Source organism: Clostridium sp. LS, assembly GCF_002760435.1.
Classification (GTDB): Bacteria; Bacillota; Clostridia; order Clostridiales; family Clostridiaceae; genus Clostridium.
On record NZ_AUUU01000069.1, the window covers coordinates 1 to 18,978 of the forward strand.

Here is an 18,978-nt window from a genome sequence, read left to right on the forward strand (position 1 = left end):
TGCAACTTAGAGCCTTCAGCGATATTTTCATAGTTTTTCGTAACAAAAATATTTATGATTTCGGTAAGTTACCACATAAGTAGAGTTTGAATGTTGTTATCTATGATAATATTTCGCTTTCCTTTATTGCTTTTATTGCTTCATTAATTTCAGAAATTGGCAATACTAAAGCAAATCTTACGTAACCTTCACCAAGAGTTCCAAAAGCACTTCCAGGGGTACAAATTACTCCTGTCTTTTCCATAAGAGTCATACAAAATTCATAAGAGTTTGAAAAGTTAGGTGGAATAGGAGCCCATGCAAACATAGTACCTTGACTGTCAGGCACATTCCAGCCTATACTTGTAAGACCTCTGCATAAAGCATTTCTTCTTTCCTCATATTCTCTGCAGTGATTTATAACACTGTCTTGTGGTCCAGTTAAAGCTGCAATAGCAGCATATTGAATAGGTAAGAAAATGCCATAATCAATTTGTGAACGAAGCATTTTAAAATGCTTTATAATTTCAGAATTACCTATTACAAAAGATATTCTTGAACCAGTTATATTAAAGGATTTAGATAAAGAATAAAATTCAACTCCAACGTCTTTAGCACCTTCATGTGCTAAAAATGAACCACCTATCTTTCCATCATATACAATATCAGAATAAGCATTATCATGGATTACTATAATATTATATTTTTTAGCAAAGGAAATTAATTCATCATAAAACTCAGGAGTTGCACATGCACAAACAGGATTTAGTGGATAAGAAACCACCATAAATTTAGCTTTATGTAATATATCTTCTGAGATTGAATTTAAATCTGGTAAATAATTATTTTCTGGTAAAAGAGAATAATATGCTATTTCTGCTCCAGAAAGATATGGCCCAATTTCGAAAATAGGATATCCCGGATTGGGAACTAGAACAATATCTTCCTTATTACATAGTGCGAGTCCAATGTGAGATAAGCCTTCTTGAGATCCATAAATAGACATAACCTCATGTGCATTAATTTCTACATTAAATCTTTTTTTATAATATGTGCAAATAGCATCTATAAGCTCCGGTAAATCACCTAAAGAATATTTCCAATTATCAGCGTTTTTTGAAGCATTAATTAATGCATCCATTACATGTTTATCTGGTTCAAAGTCAGGTGTTCCAACAGATAAATTGAATACTTTCTTGCCACTGGCAATAAGTTCGGCTTTTTTTTCATCTAGTACATTAAAAATACCAGTTTGAAAATAGTTTAGGTTGTTAGAAAAGTTCATATTCATTTATAAAGTCCCCCAAATGTTTCGAAAATAATATTTTTTTACATTAATATTATAGCACTAGAAAATTATAGAGTATATATGAAGTATCTATTGTGGAAAAAGGATTTTATATGGGAAAAATATTACAAAGTTAGCCCTTTAAAATAATAAATCAAAGGATTATAATAAAATCGTAATACCAGAACATTACAATTAATATAATATATTACAAAAATAAAAAGGAATTCAATAAGTCAAAGCAATTCTAAGGAGTATGATAAAAATGAAAACTGAACAAGGTTTTGTAATTGAGGTGATTGATGATGTTGCAAAAATTCGAGTAGGCAGACACAGTGATTGTAAAAATTGCGGCGCATGCCCAGGTAATGAGAGTATTATTATAACTGCAAATAATAAAATAGGAGCAAAACCAGGACAGAGGGTAGTTTTTGAGGTAAAGGAGACCAATTTTTTATGGGCTGCCTTTATTGTTTTTATTTTACCGTTAATTATTATATTTGTTGGAGCAATGCTCGGGGGATTTTTAGGAGAATATGCTGGGCAGAGCATTACTTGGAGCAGGATAATAGGAGGGATAGCAGCTGCAATTATATCATTTATACTAGTAAAGAAATTCGATAGAGTTACTGAAGAAAGTGGTAAATCACAACCGGTAATCATTAAGATTTTATAATTTGTGATGTTATTATTAATTAGTTTTCAAACATGATATAAGTAATTGATTTTTAAATTGGTTTGTGAGGCGAGTGTTAATGTTAAAGAGTTTTCTAGGAGGAATTCATCCTAAAGATAGTAAAAAGTATACTTTTGATAAAGCTATTGAATTTCCGCCATTGCCTAATAAGGTGGTCATCCCATTGAGTCAGCATATAGGGGCTCCTTGTACACCTTTAGTAAAAGTCGGAGATAAAGTTAAGAAGGGCCAAATAATAGGAAAAAGTGATGCATTTATGCATAGTCCAATACATGCATCTATTTCGGGAAAAGTTATTGATATATCAGAAAAGCCACATGTTTCCAAGGGAAAATGCTTATCTGTTGTTATTGAAAGTGATGGATTAGATGAATGGGTCGAAGGAATTCCAGTTGAACGGGAATGGGACAAACTAGGGATTCAAGAAATACAAAACATTATTAAGGAAGCTGGAATTGTAGGTCTTGGAGGTGCGACATTTCCGACACATATTAAACTTAACCCAAGTAAGGATAAAAAAATTGATTTTTTTATTTTAAATGCAGCCGAATGTGAACCTTATTTGACAGCAGATTATAGAATGATGCTTGAATACACTGAACGCATTGTTACTGGTGTCAAAATTATCATGAAGGTACTTGGAGTTAGTAAAGGTTTCATAGGGATAGAAGATAATAAGCCAGATGCTGTAAAGGTTATGAAAGAGGCATTTAAAGGAACATCTGTTGAAGTTGTAGCTTTACCTACAAAATACCCTCAAGGTGCAGAAAAAATGCTGATAAAAGTACTTACTAATCGTGAAGTGCCATCTGGGGGGCTGCCTATGGATGTTGGTGTAGTAGTACAAAATGTTGGGACAACTATTGCAATTTATGATGCAGTAGTTAATGGAATTCCATTAATTCAAAGGGTTACTACAGTTTCTGGAGATGCAGTTAAGGAACCTAAGAATCTATTACTAAGAATAGGAACAAGTTTTCACGATGTAATTGAGTATTGCAATGGATTTAGCAAGACTCCTGAAAAGATAATCATGGGAGGACCTATGATGGGAATTGCTCAATTTTCATTAGAAGCACAAGTAATTAAAGGGGTGTCTGGGATATTGGCACTAAGCACTGAAATTGTAAACTCAGGAGAAGAATCACCATGTATCAGATGTGGGAGATGTGTTAAAGCATGTCCAATGGGTTTGATTCCAAGTATGCTTAGTATATTAGGTGAACGTCAGAAATTTAAAGAGGCAAAGGAAGAGTTTGGTTTATTAAATTGTATTGAATGTGGTAGTTGTACTTATACGTGTCCTGCAAAACGTAATATTGTGCAGTATGTAAAATATTTAAAAGCGCAAAATTTAGCACAACAAGTTAATAAGTAGGAAGAAGGGATAAAATGAATTCTGATATTGAAGCAAAAGAAATAGAAGTTCAAGGCAGCAATGAAAAACAGCTAAAAACAAAAAGAGATAAAAACAAAATGTATGAGTTTGAAATTAAAGAAATTGAGATAAAGGAAAACGAACTTGTAGTTTCAGCGTCACCTCATATTAGATGTGATGAATCTATTACCAAAATAATGTGGAATGTAAATTTAGCTTTGATGCCAGCTGCTATTTTCTCAATATTTTATTTTGGGATTCCAGCTTTAACAAATATGATTATAGGTGCAGCATCAGCAGTATTATTTGAATATTTAGTAGAAAAGTACCGTAGAAAGAAAATAACTGCCTTTGATGGAAGTGCATTTTTAACTGGTCTTTTACTTGCTATGTCAGTTTCACCAAGTATGCCTCCCTATATGGTTTTTGTAGGTTCATTTATAGCTATTGTAATAGCAAAACATTCAATGGGCGGACTTGGATTTAATATTTTTAACCCAGCCCATATTGGAAGAGCAGCTTTAATGGTTTCTTGGCCAGTTGCAATGACTACTTGGACTAAGATGACCACATCAATTGATGTTGTTAGCAGTGCAACACCTTTAAATATACTAAAGCAGCAAGGATATGAAAAATTAGTTGAAACCTTTGGAAGTCAAACAGCAATGTATAAAGCCATGCTTCTAGGTACAAGAAATGGGTGCATTGGGGAAACTTCGACTATCTTACTTATAATTGGAGGCGTATATCTTATATATAAAGGATATATTAGTTGGCAGGTTCCGGTTTGCATGATTGGTACAGTAGGTTTACTTACTTGGATTTTTGCATCAACAGGTTTGTTCACTGGAGATCCGCTTTTTAATATGATGGCTGGAGGATTGATACTTGGAGCATTTTTTATGGCAACTGATATGGTAACTATTCCAATAACTATAAAGGGTCAAGTTATTTTCGCAGTAGGAGCAGGTTTAATAACTTCCTTGATTAGATTAATAGGTGGATATCCAGAAGGAGTATGTTACTCAATTTTACTAATGAATGCAGTAACACCGCTTATTGATCGTTTTGTTAAACCAAAGGAATTTGGGGTAAGGGGGTAATAAGATGTCAAATGTACACGTTAGTAATAAAGAGTATTCTATTTTTGAAATAGCTGTAAATTTAATAATTACGTGCCTAGCTTCCGGATTAATAATAGGATTAGTGTATTATATCACTGCACCAATTGCAGCTGAGAAAAGGGAAATATCTAAACAAGAATCAATGAAGGCATTAGTTAGTGATGCAGATAGTTTTAAAGCAGTACCGGATAAAGATCAATGGTTTACGGCTGAAAAAGGAGGCAAAATAATTGCTTATGTTGTTCCAGGGGAAAGTAGGGGATATGGTGGAGAAATTAAAATGCTTGTGGCTGTTACCCCAGCTGGAGAAGTAATAGATTATAAGATTTTATCGCACAATGAAACACCAGGACTTGGAGACAATGCTTCCAAGGAACCTTTTAGAAGTGAATTTAAAGGGAAAAAGGAAGCAAATTTAACAGTAACAAAAGATGCTTCTGATAAAGATGATATTCAAGCTATGACAGGTGCCACTATTTCATCTAAGGCCGTAACATTGGCTGTTAAAAATGCTGTACATGAAGTGACAGAGTTTACAGGAGGTAAATAATATGAAGGAAAAATGGAAGATTTTTAGCAAAGGGTTATATGATGAAAATCCAATATTTATGTTATGCCTAAGTCTTTGTCCGGCATTAGCTGTTACATCCTCAGTAATTAATGGGTTAACTATGGGGTTATGTGTAACCTTTGTTATTACTAGTAATAATGTAGTGGTATCTCTTACAAGAAAATTAGTAAATCCAAAGGTTAGAGTCCCTGTTTATATTACATTTATAGCAACTATAGTAACAGTTGTAGAGCTAGTATTGCAGGCCATTTCTCCAGCGTTATACAGCGCTCTTGGAATTTATCTAGATTTAGTTGTTGTTTTTGCTATTATTCTAGCAAGAGCTGAAGTATTTGCATCTAAAAACAAAGTATTTCCATCATTTTTAGATGGGTTTGGTATGGGGTGTGGTTTCACCCTAGCCATGCTATCAATATCTGTAATTAGAGAATTTTTTGGAAGTGGATCGATACTTGGTTTTAAAATTTTAGGATCGTGGTATAATGCACCTTTAATTATGATTTTACCTGCTGGAGCATTTATATTAATTGGCTATATGATTGGTGCAATTAAGCTTCATAATGCTCATAAGGAAGCTAAAAAAATAGAAGGAAGTGAAGTATTATGAGTATTCTCAAGGAATATTTTACACTATTTATAGGTGCTGTACTTGTAAATAATTTTGTATTAACAAAGTTTGTTGGCCTATGCATTTTTTTTGGAGTTTCTAAAAGCTTAGATGCTTCAATAGGAATGGGGATGGCAGTTACTTCAGTTATAACTCTCAGTTCAATGCTAGCTTGGGTAGTCTATAATTTTATACTAGTACCATTTCATTTAACTTTTTTAACTACAATAGTCTTTGTAATACTTATTGCAAGTTTTGTACAATTACTAGAATTAATTATAAAGAAACAAGCACCTACTTTATATAGTATGTGGGGAATATATCTTCTTTTAATAGCAACAAATTGTATTGTACTTTCAGTCCCACTATTAAGTGTTGAATCAAATTATTCATTTATTAAAGGTATAGTGTTTTCAATTGGCTCAGGAATGGATTTTGCTCTGGCCTTAATACTTATGGCCAGTTTAAGAGAAAAATTAGTTTATGCAGATGTACCAAAACCATTAGAAGGAACGGGCATTGCTTTTATTTTAGCAGGAATGTTAGCATTGTCATTCCTAGGATTTTCGGGAATGATATAAAGGAGATGAGAATAAAGTATGTTTACTGTAATAATGGTTTTAGTAGTACTGGGTGGAATTGGAGCGGTTTTTGGCTTTATACTTGCATTTGCAAATAGAAAATTTGCTATGGAAGTAAATCCACTTATTCATGAAGTAGAGGATATTCTTCCTAAAGGGCAATGCGGTGCATGCGGTTATGCTGGATGTGCAGCCTATGCAGAAGCAGTGGTAATAAATGCAGAAGTTCCTCCGAATTTATGTGTTCCTGGAAAAGACGCTGTAGCAAAACTTGTAGCAGAGATTACTGGAAAAAAAACTGAAGAGGTGGAGCCAAAAGTAGCCCATGTTAGATGTAAAGGTTCAGTTGATAAGGCAAAACAAAGTTATAGATATAAGGGAATAAAAGATTGCAAAGCTGCAATTCTACTACAAGGTGGTCCGAAGGAATGCAAACATGGATGTATTGGGTTTGGAACATGTGTAAATAATTGCCCTTTTGGGGCTTTGACTATAGGCAAAGAGGGCCTGCCAGTTGTAGATATTTCAAAGTGTACTGGATGTGGGAAATGCGAATCATCATGTCCTAAAAATGTTATAGAATTAATATCTGTAAATTCAATTGTAGAAGTTAATTGTAATTCCAAGGATAAGGGGGCAATTGCAAGGAAAATCTGCAGTGCAGGAGCTTGTTTAGGATGTGGTATTTGTGCTAAAAATTGCAACTATGGAGCAATTGAAATTAAAAATAATCTTGCAGTAGTGAACACGCAAATATGTTTAGAAAACTGTAAGGAAGCAACTTGTATAGCAAAATGTCCAACAGGAGCTATAAAGGCTGCAAATAATTTAAAGGCAAAAAATAATTCAATTAATATAAAAGCTACAATATAAAAAATATAGGAGTAAGCTTATGAAGAAAATTATATATACTTTATTAGTTTGCATTATAACTTCACTGAATTTGAGCTCATGTACAAATATAAATAATCAATACTATGAAAAAAGTAATATTGTAATGGATACAGTAGTAACGCTAAGTGCATTTGGTAAAAATTCGAAGGAAGCAGTTGAGGAAAGTTTTAGCAGATTAAGAGAACTTGAGGACATGGCGAGTACCAATATTAATACTAGTGATGTTTATAAAATAAATAGTGCTAGTGGAAAAGATTATGTAAAAGTTCATCCAGAAATAATAAAAATGATTGAAACATCAACAAAATATTCAAAGCTAAGTGATGGAGCCTTTGATATTACATTAGGACCAATAATAAATTTATGGGGTATAGGAACAGATAATGAAAAATTACCATCTGATGAGGATATCAAAGATAAATTACATTTGGTGGGATATAAAAAAATCGATGTAAATGAAAAAGATAGTAGTGTTATGCTTAAGGAATCAGGAATGGCCATAGACCTAGGAGGTGTTGCTAAAGGATTTGCAGCTGATGAAGTATTAAAAATATATAAAAAATATAACATAGAAAATGGTCTTATAAATTTAGGTTCAAGCTCTATCTATGCTGTAGGTAAAAATAAAGATGATAATAAATGGACTATTGGAATTAAACATCCCAGAAGTGAAGAGGCAAACAAATATTTAGGAGTAATAAAGTTATCAAATGAATCTTTATCTACATCAGGTGATTATGAGAGATACTTCATGAAAGATAATAAAAGGTATCATCATATTATGAATACTAATACTGGATATCCAATAGATAATGGGGTTATGAGCGATACAATAGTTGTAAGTGGTGATACTGAAGATGGTGGAATGATTGCAGATATTCTAACTACAACAGTATTTGCCCTAGGACCTGAAAAAGGATTAGAATTAATAAACAACATGTCTAATGTATCCTGTGAAATTACCACAACAGATTATAAAATATACGCATCTAATGGATTTAAAGATAGAATAAACAACCTAAATAAAGATTTTCAATTTGTACAATAAAAAAAGTTCTGAGGAAATAAATAAACAACATTTACTAGACTTAAGTATATAATTTTATTTGATATATAGCTTAAGTCTAGCTTATATGTTGTTTATTTACATTGTCAAAGTAATGTAGTTTTGACAAATGTTTAACAACAAAATTTGAGGTTATTCCAATAAAAATTCCAGTAACAATACCTGATAGAGATAATATAGGTAAATAAAGCATAATGGTTATATTTTGAAGTACAGCTGAAGCTACAATTAGCTGGCCCACATTATGAAAGAAAGCTCCTGTAGCACTAACGCCTATTATGCTGATTTTATCTTTTCCAATAGCTTTTACGAAAATCATTATTAGATAACTTAAAAGTGCACCTGAAGTGCTATACATAAATGTTGCAAGATTTCCGCTAAACATGGTTGATAGTAGGAGCCGTAATATAATAATTAATAAAACATCATGTTTATTATTTATTGAATATAATGCAATAACTGTAATTAAGTTTGTTAATCCAAGTTTTGCACCAGGTGCGATAAATGGTATTGGAATCATACTTTCAATTGTATAAAGGGCTAATGCCTGAGAAACTAAAATGCTGATAAAAACAATTCGAAATGTCTTGCTCATTTTTAACACCTCAAACTATCAGGTACAACATCTGTACTTTTAATTTCGATTATCAGCTTATGAGGAAGGCAGACTATCATTTGCCCAGGTTCTGATATATATTCTGATCTCAAACAAATTTTATCTTTACAATCAGCATCAATTACTTTAATTGATTTATCCTTAACTTCAATTGTATTATAACCATATGGAGTTATTATATTTATTTGTTCATTTCCTCTATGTTCAGATAAGGATATTGTTCTATATAATTTCCCATCTATAGTTACTTCTGCACAGATTCCATTATAATGCTTATTCATAACTACTCCAAAAACAAGCTCAGGAATGAAAGACAAACATATTAAAAAAATTATTGTGATTATATCCCACTTTTTAAGCATATAAGTTCCTTCTTTAATTTAAACTAAATATTCCAAATATTTGAAATATATTTATGGATAATATTGTATAATAGTATGTAAATTATTACAATACTTAAATGATAAAAAATGTTATAAAAGTAAAATACTCTGAGTATAAGGATAATTAGAGATATACTTAATAATATTATAATTTATGGAATTATAATATTAATATGACTTTTGGTAATATATCTATTTAAATATAGGGCTCATTAAATTGAGGAAGTGTTGAAAAATGTTGAAAGGTTGTATGGTTAATGGTAAAATATATAATATATGACCTTATTTTTTTAGAAAAATATATTCTAATTTAACACAGATTTATTGGGTATTTAAGGGGTATTGAATATGAGACTTACTTTTAGATTAAAATTATTTTTATGCTTTGTTGCGATAATACTAATTACTTCCGCTCCAATAGCATTGATTTCGTATAATTATATATACAATTACTTAGGAGAAGAATTGTATATAAGCACTCAGGCACAAATGGTACAGGTTGATAATAACATTTCGAATTTATTTAAGAATCTTAAGGAAAATGCTAAGTTTTTGGCAACTACTGACGATATGACAAAAGCTGATGAATCAATATCAGCTTTATTTAATATACCGAATGTTGAAGTAAATAAAAAATATTCAAAGAATATACCTGGGCTAGAAAGCACTATTTACAATCATTTTGAACAATATGGAATAAGCCATCCGGAAACTACCTATGCATATATTGGTACTAAATGGGGGGGATATATACAATGGCCAGATGGTTTGGGAACGAGTAAATTTGATCCGAGGAAAAGGCCATGGTATTCTTTAGCTTTAGATAATCCTGATGAGGTAATGATAACATCACCTTATATGTCTGCAATTGATGATAGTAGACAAGTAATTGTAAGTGCTTCGACTACAGTAAAAAACACTGACGGAGAAATTGTTGGTGTAGTGGGTATTGATGTAAGCTTGGATAGATTATCTAAGATGATAAGTACGGTTAAGGCTGGAGATACTGGCTATATTTTTCTTTATTTAAAAGATGGTACGATAGTTGCTCATCCTAACACTAACTTAAATTTTAATAATATTTCACAGTTAGATCAGCTAGGATATAAATTCACTGAAGAAGGAGCACCAACAAAGGATATTTCTAATACTTATAAGAAATTTATTAATGAAGATAGCGGAAGTTTTGAAATTGCTATTAACGGGGCACCTGTTATCGTCAATGTTTATACTTCTCCAGATACAGGGTGGAAAATAGCTTCCATTATACCTAAAAGTGACCTTTTAAACAAAGCTAATAGAGTTGCTTACATAATATCATTTATTTGTGGTTTGGCGTTAATATTGATTATTATCCTTTCTCATATTGTTACAAAAAGAATAGCTAAGCCAATAAATAAATTAACTTCTTTGATGGAATCCGCTGGGAATGGTGATCTTTCAGTTAAAGCTGATTTTAATACTAGTGATGAATTTGGTAAATTGGGAAATTCATTTAATCTGATGATTGGTAAATTAAGTGCGGGTTATGAGGAGCTATCTTCAGTATATGAGGAACTTTTAGCAACTGAGGAAGAACTTAGAACACAGTATAATGAATTACAAAGCAGTGAAGAGGCATTAAAGAATAGTGAAGAAAGGTATAAGCTTGCATTAGAGTGTGCTAATGATTCGATTTTTCAATGGGATTTTGTTTCAGGAAAATTTTATGTTTCTGATAAATTAACTGACATTACAGGGTATAATTTAAGAAGAACTTGTAACTTATTAGAATTAATTACGGAATTAATTCATCCAGACGATATTGATAGAGCTAAAGATGAGTTTTATAATCACATTGAAAATATAAGTTCAGTTTATAATACAGAATATAGATTAAAAACCAACGATGGCTCTTATGTATGGATATTAGTAAGAGGTAAAGCAATAAGAGATTTAGAAGGCAGAATAATAAAATTTGCGGGCTCAATTAGGGATATTTCAGATATAAAAAAATCTGAGGATAAAATAAAATTTATGGCTTATTATGATTCTCTTACCATGCTTCCTAATAGAACTTTGTTTATGGATAGATTAAATGCTCAGTTGGAACTTGCAAAATATAAGGTTGCGCAAGGGGCAGTGTTTTTTATTGATTTAGATAATTTTAAAAATATAAATGATACCATAGGTCATGATTATGGAGATAAATTGCTCATGAACATTGCAAAACAATTTGAGAGTGTAGCTGATGAGGAAGATACTGTATGTAGACTTGGAGGAGATGAATTTATTTTACTTCGTTCTAATATTTCAGAATCAGAAGTAAAATCGTATGCTAAAAAGTTATTAAATTTATTTAAAGGAAATTTTAATATTGATAATAAACAAATGTATATTACAGCAAGCATCGGTGTTGCATTATATCCCAAAGATGGTACAGATGCAAATACAATTTTAAAAAATGCAGATTCAGCTATGTATAAAGCAAAAGAAATGGGTAAAAATAGATATGCTTTATATGATCCAGAAATGTACTACAAGCTTGAAAGGAAGACTACTGTAGAAAGAATTTTAAGATCATCAATAGAAAATAACGAGCTCAGTATTAATTATCAGCCGCAATATGATGCGCAAAGCAGAGAAATATTCGGATTTGAAGCTTTAATTAGATTAAATAGTAAGGAATTAGGCTTTATATCTCCTTTAGAGTTTATACCAATAGCAGAAGAATGTGGATTTATAACTGAACTAGGGAAATGGGTGTTTAGTGAATCTTGTAAGCAAAGTGTGAAATGGTTAAATGAAGGTTATAGATTTAAAAGTATAAGTATTAATATTTCTTCAGTTGATTTACAGCAGCCGGATTTTTTAGATAATGTTAAAGAAATATTAAATGATACTGGCATTGATCCAAGTATAGTAGAACTTGAAATTACTGAAACAGTTTTAATGCAGTCTCTTGATTCAAGTATAAAAGTATTAACGAAGTTAATGGATATGGGTATACGAATTGCACTTGATGATTTTGGAACTGGATATTCCTCACTGAATTATCTAAGAAAGATTCCAATAAGTACCTTAAAAATTGATAAATCCTTTATTGACAATATTACTTCAAGTAAAAAGGAAGAATCAATCATTAAAAATATTATTCAAATGGCTCATAGTATGAACTTAAAGGTTGTGGCCGAAGGTGTAGAAGTGGAAGAACAGCTTTTAGTCCTTAAGGAAAGAAAATGTGATTATATTCAGGGATACTATTTTAGCAAACCTCTTCCAGCAAATGAACTTGAAAGATTACTATCCAAAGAAGAAAAATAATGATGATATTTAAAGAGATTGATTACAAGTGTAATAAGTAATTAATCTCTTATTCTTTTAGATTAAAATTAATAAAAATTTGTTAAAATACTATAAGCAGGTTGAATTATGAAGAAAAAATAAATTAAAAAAGTGAAAGTATATTATAATTTAAATTAGCTTAAAAGCATTTAAGGAGGTAAAATATGTACAAACAATATGTAAAAAAGTCTAAAGAAGAATTAAGAAAAGAATTAACTGATAGGCAATATAAAGTGACACAGGAAAATGCAACTGAACCACCTTTCCAAAATGAGTATAATAATTTTTATGAAAAAGGAATTTATGTAGATATTACTACAGGAGAACCTCTGTTTTTATCCTCTAATAAGTTTAATTCGGGTTGTGGATGGCCTGCTTTTTCAAAGCCTATAAGTAGAGAAGTTATTAAAGAAAATAAGGATGAAAGTCATGGAATGGTGAGAACGGAGGTTAGAAGCAGAACAGGCGATGCTCACTTAGGACATGTATTTTGCGATGGGCCAGCGGAATTGGGAGGATTAAGATATTGCATTAATTCTGCATCACTTAAATTTATACCTGTAGATAAAATGGAGGAAGAAGGGTATGAAGAATATTTAGATTTAGTAGAATAAAGAACTATATTAAAAGAGTTATGGCATAGAAATTCATAACTCTTTTGTAAGCCTGCTATACTTATATTTCTACCTTTTCTGAATCCTCTAATATAACTAATTCCTCAGGATATGGATTAAAATAAGTTTGCTCTAAAAGATAGGTAATATTAAATCTTACTGCATATGATTTAACCAAAAGCATAGGTGTTATTATTGTCATTTTTTTTATCCTATATTTTTCTAAGGCATTGAGAATTAAATCACGTTCTTTTTTTGTTATATAATCAGAAAAGTACCCCATGGCATGCATTAATACATTTATATTATTTGTGTACTTAGGGAGTTTTTCAAAAGTTAAATTCAAGTATTTTTCATATTCATAAAATATTTCTGAAATATCTTTCTTTTCGCTGTTCCCAGTAATTCTTCCGAGAATTCTCATATATTTTTGGCTATTTGCCATAAGTAATAATTTATTTCTTCGTTGAAAGTGTATTAATTCTTCAAGAGAATTGGATTCTTTTACTTTTCTAAAATCAGCATTTATAAAAATTCTAGTGAGGAAATTGTCACGAATTCTATAATTATGCAATCTTCCTTCGTCTTCTACTGGTAAATAGGGGAATATTTCTTTAATCTTAGCGCCAAAAATGCCAGCTCCTCTTGTGCTGCCAGTTACTTTTGCTGTTCCATTATATACTTTAACATTTTTATACCCGCAAGAGGGTGAACCGCCTTTTAATAAAAAACCATCAATATCATGCAAATTGCTTAAGTATGATTCGGAAAATTCATACATTTCTTTAGTAAATTCTTTTTGAGTTTTTGGCTGATATAATTTTAGTTCATCATTTTGAAATACAACTCTAAGAGAGTCTCTTGGAACCTCAAGACCTATAGACATTTCGGGACAGGAAGTTTTTATATTTACAAAGGGTTTTAAATGCTCAACAAAAGCATCAGTTATCATTTGGCCATTGTAACGGCAACTATCAAAACCTAAGCATTTACTTATGAAAATATTTGGCTTTGGAAAATCATACATAAATAAAAAACACCTCTTTAATGACCTACTGAAAAATATATTTTTTATAAAGTAATACATTTTCAGAGGTTTTTTGTGATTAACTTATTTATAATATTATCATATTTTAACAAAGAAATTCACTTAATAAATTAAGTTTTATATAGGTTTAAAGTTATTTTAATAGGATATAATAGGTATTAGAGGTATCAAATTTTCTGAGATACCTTTTTTTTGTTTGATTTTATAAGTTAATAAAAATATAATTATAGTAAGAATTATTATTAATAAAATAGTACTCTAGAAAATAGCCAAAATAGAAGAGTATGTAAATTTAATCTACTATTTTTTGATTTTGCTCTATAACATAATGTTAGAAAGGAATATAGATATGACTAAAATAGATATAATTTCAGGCTTTCTTGGAGCTGGTAAAACTACCTTAATAAAAAAACTTATACAAGAAAAAGCTTTTGAAAATGAAAAGCTTATGATAATTGAAAATGAATTTGGTGAAATAGGAATTGATGGGGGATTTTTAAACAATTCAGGAATAGAGATTACAGAAATGAACTCAGGATGCATTTGTTGTTCGCTGGTTGGTGACTTTGGGGTAGCTCTTAAAGAGGCATTAGCTAAATATTCGCCAGATCGTATAATTATTGAACCTTCAGGAGTAGGAAAATTATCTGATGTAATTAAAGCTGTGGAGGGAATAAAGGACGAAGTTAATATTAGACTTAATAGCTTTACAGCTGTTGTTGATGCTGTTAAATGTAAAATGTATATGTCTAACTTTGGAGAATTTTTCAACAACCAAATTGAAAATGCAAATACTATTGTTTTAAGCCGTACACAAAAGCTTAATGAAGAGAAACTAGAATTATGTGTATCTTTAATAAGAGAACATAACAGCGAAGCTGCAATAATAACTACAAATTGGGAAGAAATTAGTGCTAAGCAGATACTTTTAGCAATGGAGCAGGATAATTCTCTTGAAAAGGAACTGTTAAATGAAATAAAAGGACAACATGATAAAAACTGTGAATGCAATCATAATCATGAACATAATAAAGAAGAATGCTCTTGCAGCAATGAGAAGCATAATCATGTTCATGATAATTGTAGTAGTAATGAGCACCATAGCCATGAATGCAGCTGTGGACATGTTCATTCTTCCCATGAGCATCATCATGCAGATGAAGTATTTACAAGTTGGGGAGTAGAAACGCCAAAGAAGTATTCTAAGGAAGAAATAAATAATATATTAAAGAATTTAGCTGAATCAGAGGAGTATGGGATTATTTTACGTGCAAAAGGAATAATACCATGCAGTGAAGGAGGCTGGATTAATTTTGATTTAGTCCCTGGAGAATATGAAGTGCGTGAAGGATTACCTGATTATACAGGAAGATTATGTGTTATAGGCACAAATTTAGTAAAGAGTAAAATTGAGAAATTATTTCACATATAAATACTATTGTGAAAAATGAAGCTAACTAATCTAAAGGAAGAAGGAATGGAAAAATGACAGATATACCAGTTTTTGTTGTTACTGGTTTTTTAGAAGGCGGGAAAACCACGTTTGTTAAAGAAATCTTTAACGATCCGGATTTTGTTAAAGGAGAAAAGATTACTTTAATTGTTTGCGAAAATGGAATAGAAGAATATGAAGAAGAGTTTTTAAATAAAAATAATGTGAAGTTAGTCAGCATTAATGATAAAGAAGAATTAAATAAAACACGCTTAAAAGAAATTAACGAAGAGCAAAAGCCAACAAAGATATTAATAGAGTATAATGGCATGTGGGAATTTGATATAATAGAAAAGTTAGAACTGCCAAAAGGATGGGTCATTGCACAAATATTAACTCCAATTGATGCTTCAACTTTTGATAATTATCTGAATAATATGAAGTCCTTATTAGTGGAACAGTTTAAGGAATCAAATTTAATTGTTTTTAATCGCTGCAGCGAAAATACTAATAAATTAAAATTTAGAAATAGTGTAAAAGCTATTAATCCAAGGGCTAATATTATTTTTGAGTTAGAAAATGGTGAAATTGATGATAGTCCACTAGAATTGCCTTTTGATATTAATGCAAATATAATTGAATTTAAAGATTATGATTTCGGTGCCTGGTACCTCGATGTAACTGAGAATCCAGAAAAATACGAAGGTAAAAAAATAAAAACAAAAGGAATAGCATATATTAATCCTAAATATCCTAAAGGTATTTTTGCATTTGGAAGAAATGCTATGACTTGTTGTGAAGATGATATTACATTCTTAGGTCTTTTATGTCAAACTACTAAATCACTTGATTTTGATGGCCAGAAGTGGGTTGAAATAGAGGGAATAATTCATAGAAAATATATTCAACATGAAGAAAGAGAAATTCCTTTTATATCTATAAGCAATTATAAATTTACAGATACACCTGAAGAGGAATTAGTGTACTTTTAAAAATTATATAAACAAAGATTATTATAAAAAGATAAATAAAAAAATATAGTAATGTTTAAGGGAAGTCATTTGGCTTCCTTTAAATTATGATAAAATTTTATATTTTGATAACAACATAAGAAAAAAATAATAAAATAATATAAAGAAAATTTAACATCTTTGATAGAAATATCGTAAAGAAGGTGTAATAATGGAGATAACACAAGGTGTATATATGTTGGATTGCACAGAAAAAAGCCATGCTTATTTAATTCAAGGGGAAGAAAATATTTTAATTGATTCTGGATCACCAGGTTTAGCTCAAAAAATATTGGATGAAATAAATTCTATAGGAATTGATCCGAGTACAATAAATCATATTTTATTAACTCATCATGACGTAGATAATGTTGGAAATGCAAGAATATTACAAGAAAATACAGGAGCTATGCTTTGGGCCTCAAAAGAAGATATGCCATATATCATTAGAAGGAAAAGTAGACGCGGGATAAAAAGAATAATTCAAACTTTTGTAAGATACAAAAAGCCTGTTATAAACAAAGTATACAATAAATATGATATTATTGGAGGAATCCAGGTAATTAAAACACCAGGTCATACTCCAGGACATGTTATCTTTCTTTATAAGAATATATTATTTTCGGGTGATTTATTTAAAATTACTAAAGGAAAAATTAAACTAGTATCTGATGGAGAGAACTGGAATAAATATAATCTTGAAAAGTCCCTTAGTTTATTGAAAAATATAGAATGCCAGTGGATTTGTCCATCACACGGATCCCCTATTGAGAGAAATGAAGTATGGGAGAATTTTATCAATAAATATTAAGGTTATACTCGAGCTGTGATTATTCATAGCTCTTTTATTATAGGCTTTAGTCTCTGTTGAAGCTCGCGCGCGTACGAAACATAAAATCGCCTGCTATAGGATGGTTCTGACTGAATCTAAATCTATAAGAAATTAAGAGATTAATTAAAAGTTTGCATATTTTTATGAATCAAAGAAAATCCTTAATAGATAAATGTATCAAAAAGTGATAAAATATAGTAATGTTATTGGAAATTATTTATTAACACATAACATAGAGATGTTTCTAACTTTAAAGAGGTAAATAAGATTTTATATTATTAATTGTAAAATTAATAATATAAATAACTCTCATTTAAAACAAAAATCAATAGTTAATATAAAGGGAGAATGAGAAAATGATTAAAAAAATAGTATGCAGCTTACTTATTGCAACATCTGTAATCATGATAGTACCAATTGGGGTTTCTGCAGAATGGAAACATGATAATACTGGCTGGTGGTATAAAGAAGGCGATTCTTACTTTACTGGATGGAAACAAATTGATGACTCGTGGTATTATTTTGGGAAAGACGGCTATATGAAGACTGGATGGATTTTAGATGGAGCATGGTGGTATTATTTACAGGAAAATGGTGTAATGGCAACTGGTAAAGTCTTAATAAAAGGTCAGACATATGAATTTTATAGCAATGGAAGATGGATTAATAATGGTCTTCCTAATGGAACAACAACTTCAGACCTAACAGAAGGTATTAATACTAATACTAGTACAAGCACTTCTAAACCACCTTCAATGGATAAAATGAAAAAAGCATCTGACTTTAATTGGTTCAATGAGAATGGGAATACTTATTTTAAAATAATAGACGATAATTACCTTAGCAATACATGGAATGTAGATGGTGATATATATGTATTTGATGAGAATGGAGTAGTACAAAAGGGAGAATATACTGATACTGATGGGGAAAAATATCTTTTTGGAAGTGATGGTAAGTTTATCAAATGTGTTAATGATGAGAATTATAAATTATGGGCTGATTGTGCAATAACAACTAAATCAAGTACAAATAATTTTGATGTTACAATAGATGACAGCAATATGATGAATATTGTGGATGTTTTATCAGAAGACCCTGCTAAAAATGGAGTAATGATTAAAGGTGATTCAGGTTATGAATTAGATAAAACACAGCCTAAGGCAACAGTGCAGGGAAAAACATTATATTGTAAAACCAATCAATCTATATATTTAGATACTATTAAGGTAAGTGGGACAGACTCAGATAAATCATTATGTCCTAACTTAATTGTAATATCAGATAGCAGTGATACGAGTATTGCATATTCAGGAATTGATTTAGGTTTAGAAAATGGTTATTTTAGAAATATCCATCCAAAAATAATGACAAAAAAATCCGGAAAGACTACTATCACAATAAATATCAATGGTACAAAGACTTCATTTGATGTTGTTGTTACAGAATAAATACTCAAACTATAAAGACTAGCTGTTTACTTGGAAACAGGTAGTCTTTTTTCATTAACATAATTAATAAAACATAAAAAATA

At 30.4% G+C, this 18,978-nt stretch carries 18 protein-coding genes; 14 read left to right on the plus strand and 4 right to left on the minus strand.

Annotation, left to right across the window (positions count from 1 at the left end; all coding sequences use genetic code 11):
• Positions 1–100: 100 nt before the first annotated feature.
• The gene (locus COL3_RS16325; protein ID WP_008420279.1) at positions 101–1,270 is read right to left on the minus strand and encodes an aminotransferase class I/II-fold pyridoxal phosphate-dependent enzyme; all 1,170 of its coding nucleotides are present in this window, start codon (positions 1,268–1,270) and stop codon (positions 101–103) included.
• Positions 1,271–1,532: 262 nt separating this feature from the next.
• Between COL3_RS16325 and COL3_RS16330 the strand changes: the two genes are divergently transcribed.
• From COL3_RS16330 to COL3_RS16365, 8 genes are all read left to right on the plus strand, one after another.
• Positions 1,533–1,943: a SoxR reducing system RseC family protein gene (locus tag COL3_RS16330; RefSeq protein ID WP_008420281.1), complete on the plus strand. Its 411-nt coding sequence runs from the start codon at positions 1,533–1,535 to the stop codon at positions 1,941–1,943.
• A gap of 79 nt (positions 1,944–2,022) precedes the next feature.
• Complete coding sequence (gene rsxC / locus COL3_RS16335) at positions 2,023–3,342, plus strand: electron transport complex subunit RsxC (protein ID WP_008420283.1); 1,320 nt, start codon at positions 2,023–2,025, stop codon at positions 3,340–3,342.
• A 14-nt stretch (positions 3,343–3,356) separates the two neighbouring features.
• On the plus strand, positions 3,357–4,445 hold the full coding sequence (locus tag COL3_RS16340) for an RnfABCDGE type electron transport complex subunit D (RefSeq protein WP_008420285.1): 1,089 nt from the start codon (positions 3,357–3,359) through the stop codon (positions 4,443–4,445).
• Between the two features lie 4 nt (positions 4,446–4,449).
• The gene (locus tag COL3_RS16345) at positions 4,450–5,016 is read left to right on the plus strand and encodes an RnfABCDGE type electron transport complex subunit G (protein WP_008420287.1); all 567 of its coding nucleotides are present in this window, start codon (positions 4,450–4,452) and stop codon (positions 5,014–5,016) included.
• Position 5,017: 1 nt separating this feature from the next.
• Positions 5,018–5,644 carry an electron transport complex subunit RsxE gene (gene rsxE, locus COL3_RS16350; protein ID WP_008420290.1) on the plus strand — a complete coding sequence of 209 codons (627 nt, stop codon included), beginning with the start codon at positions 5,018–5,020 and terminating at the stop codon, positions 5,642–5,644.
• Positions 5,641–6,225: an RnfABCDGE type electron transport complex subunit A gene (locus COL3_RS16355; protein ID WP_008420292.1), complete on the plus strand. Its 585-nt coding sequence runs from the start codon at positions 5,641–5,643 to the stop codon at positions 6,223–6,225. The genes rsxE and COL3_RS16355 overlap by 4 nt, the downstream gene beginning before the upstream one ends.
• Positions 6,226–6,243: 18 nt before the next feature.
• A complete protein-coding gene (gene rnfB, locus COL3_RS16360; protein ID WP_008420294.1) occupies positions 6,244–7,098 on the plus strand; it encodes an RnfABCDGE type electron transport complex subunit B in 855 nt (284 codons plus the stop codon).
• Positions 7,099–7,117: 19 nt separating this feature from the next.
• Complete coding sequence (locus COL3_RS16365; protein WP_008420296.1) at positions 7,118–8,167, plus strand: FAD:protein FMN transferase; 1,050 nt, start codon at positions 7,118–7,120, stop codon at positions 8,165–8,167.
• 76 nt (positions 8,168–8,243) lie between these two features.
• On the opposite strand, the gene COL3_RS16370 is transcribed toward COL3_RS16365, so the two are convergent.
• On the minus strand, positions 8,244–8,780 hold the full coding sequence (locus COL3_RS16370; RefSeq protein WP_008420299.1) for a Gx transporter family protein: 537 nt from the start codon (positions 8,778–8,780) through the stop codon (positions 8,244–8,246).
• Positions 8,781–8,782: 2 nt separating this feature from the next.
• Positions 8,783–9,163, minus strand: coding sequence for a NusG domain II-containing protein (locus COL3_RS16375; protein ID WP_008420300.1), 381 nt, complete (start codon positions 9,161–9,163; stop codon positions 8,783–8,785).
• A 369-nt stretch (positions 9,164–9,532) separates the two neighbouring features.
• Here COL3_RS16375 and COL3_RS16380 point away from each other — a divergent pair, with 369 nt between their 5' ends.
• Together COL3_RS16380 and msrB are read left to right on the plus strand one after the other, a co-directional pair.
• Positions 9,533–12,487, plus strand: coding sequence for an EAL domain-containing protein (locus tag COL3_RS16380; protein WP_008420301.1), 2,955 nt, complete (start codon positions 9,533–9,535; stop codon positions 12,485–12,487).
• A 185-nt stretch (positions 12,488–12,672) separates the two neighbouring features.
• Positions 12,673–13,122: a peptide-methionine (R)-S-oxide reductase MsrB gene (msrB, locus tag COL3_RS16385; RefSeq protein WP_008420302.1), complete on the plus strand. Its 450-nt coding sequence runs from the start codon at positions 12,673–12,675 to the stop codon at positions 13,120–13,122.
• A 61-nt stretch (positions 13,123–13,183) separates the two neighbouring features.
• Here the strand turns inward: msrB and COL3_RS16390 are convergent, their stop codons facing one another.
• Positions 13,184–14,149, minus strand: coding sequence for a DUF523 and DUF1722 domain-containing protein (locus COL3_RS16390; RefSeq protein ID WP_008420303.1), 966 nt, complete (start codon positions 14,147–14,149; stop codon positions 13,184–13,186).
• 370 nt (positions 14,150–14,519) lie between these two features.
• Here COL3_RS16390 and COL3_RS16395 point away from each other — a divergent pair, with 370 nt between their 5' ends.
• The 4 genes from COL3_RS16395 to COL3_RS16410 all read left to right on the plus strand — a co-directional run bounded on the left by COL3_RS16395 (position 14,520) and on the right by COL3_RS16410 (position 18,895).
• Complete coding sequence (locus COL3_RS16395) at positions 14,520–15,602, plus strand: GTP-binding protein (RefSeq protein WP_008420304.1); 1,083 nt, start codon at positions 14,520–14,522, stop codon at positions 15,600–15,602.
• Positions 15,603–15,655: 53 nt separating this feature from the next.
• Positions 15,656–16,594: a GTP-binding protein gene (locus COL3_RS16400; RefSeq protein ID WP_008420305.1), complete on the plus strand. Its 939-nt coding sequence runs from the start codon at positions 15,656–15,658 to the stop codon at positions 16,592–16,594.
• 190 nt (positions 16,595–16,784) lie between these two features.
• Positions 16,785–17,423, plus strand: a complete 639-nt coding sequence (locus tag COL3_RS16405) for an MBL fold metallo-hydrolase (protein ID WP_008420306.1) — start codon at positions 16,785–16,787, stop codon at positions 17,421–17,423.
• A 377-nt stretch (positions 17,424–17,800) separates the two neighbouring features.
• Positions 17,801–18,895 carry a cell wall-binding protein gene (locus COL3_RS16410; RefSeq protein ID WP_008420308.1) on the plus strand — a complete coding sequence of 365 codons (1,095 nt, stop codon included), beginning with the start codon at positions 17,801–17,803 and terminating at the stop codon, positions 18,893–18,895.
• Positions 18,896–18,978 lie beyond the last annotated feature (83 nt).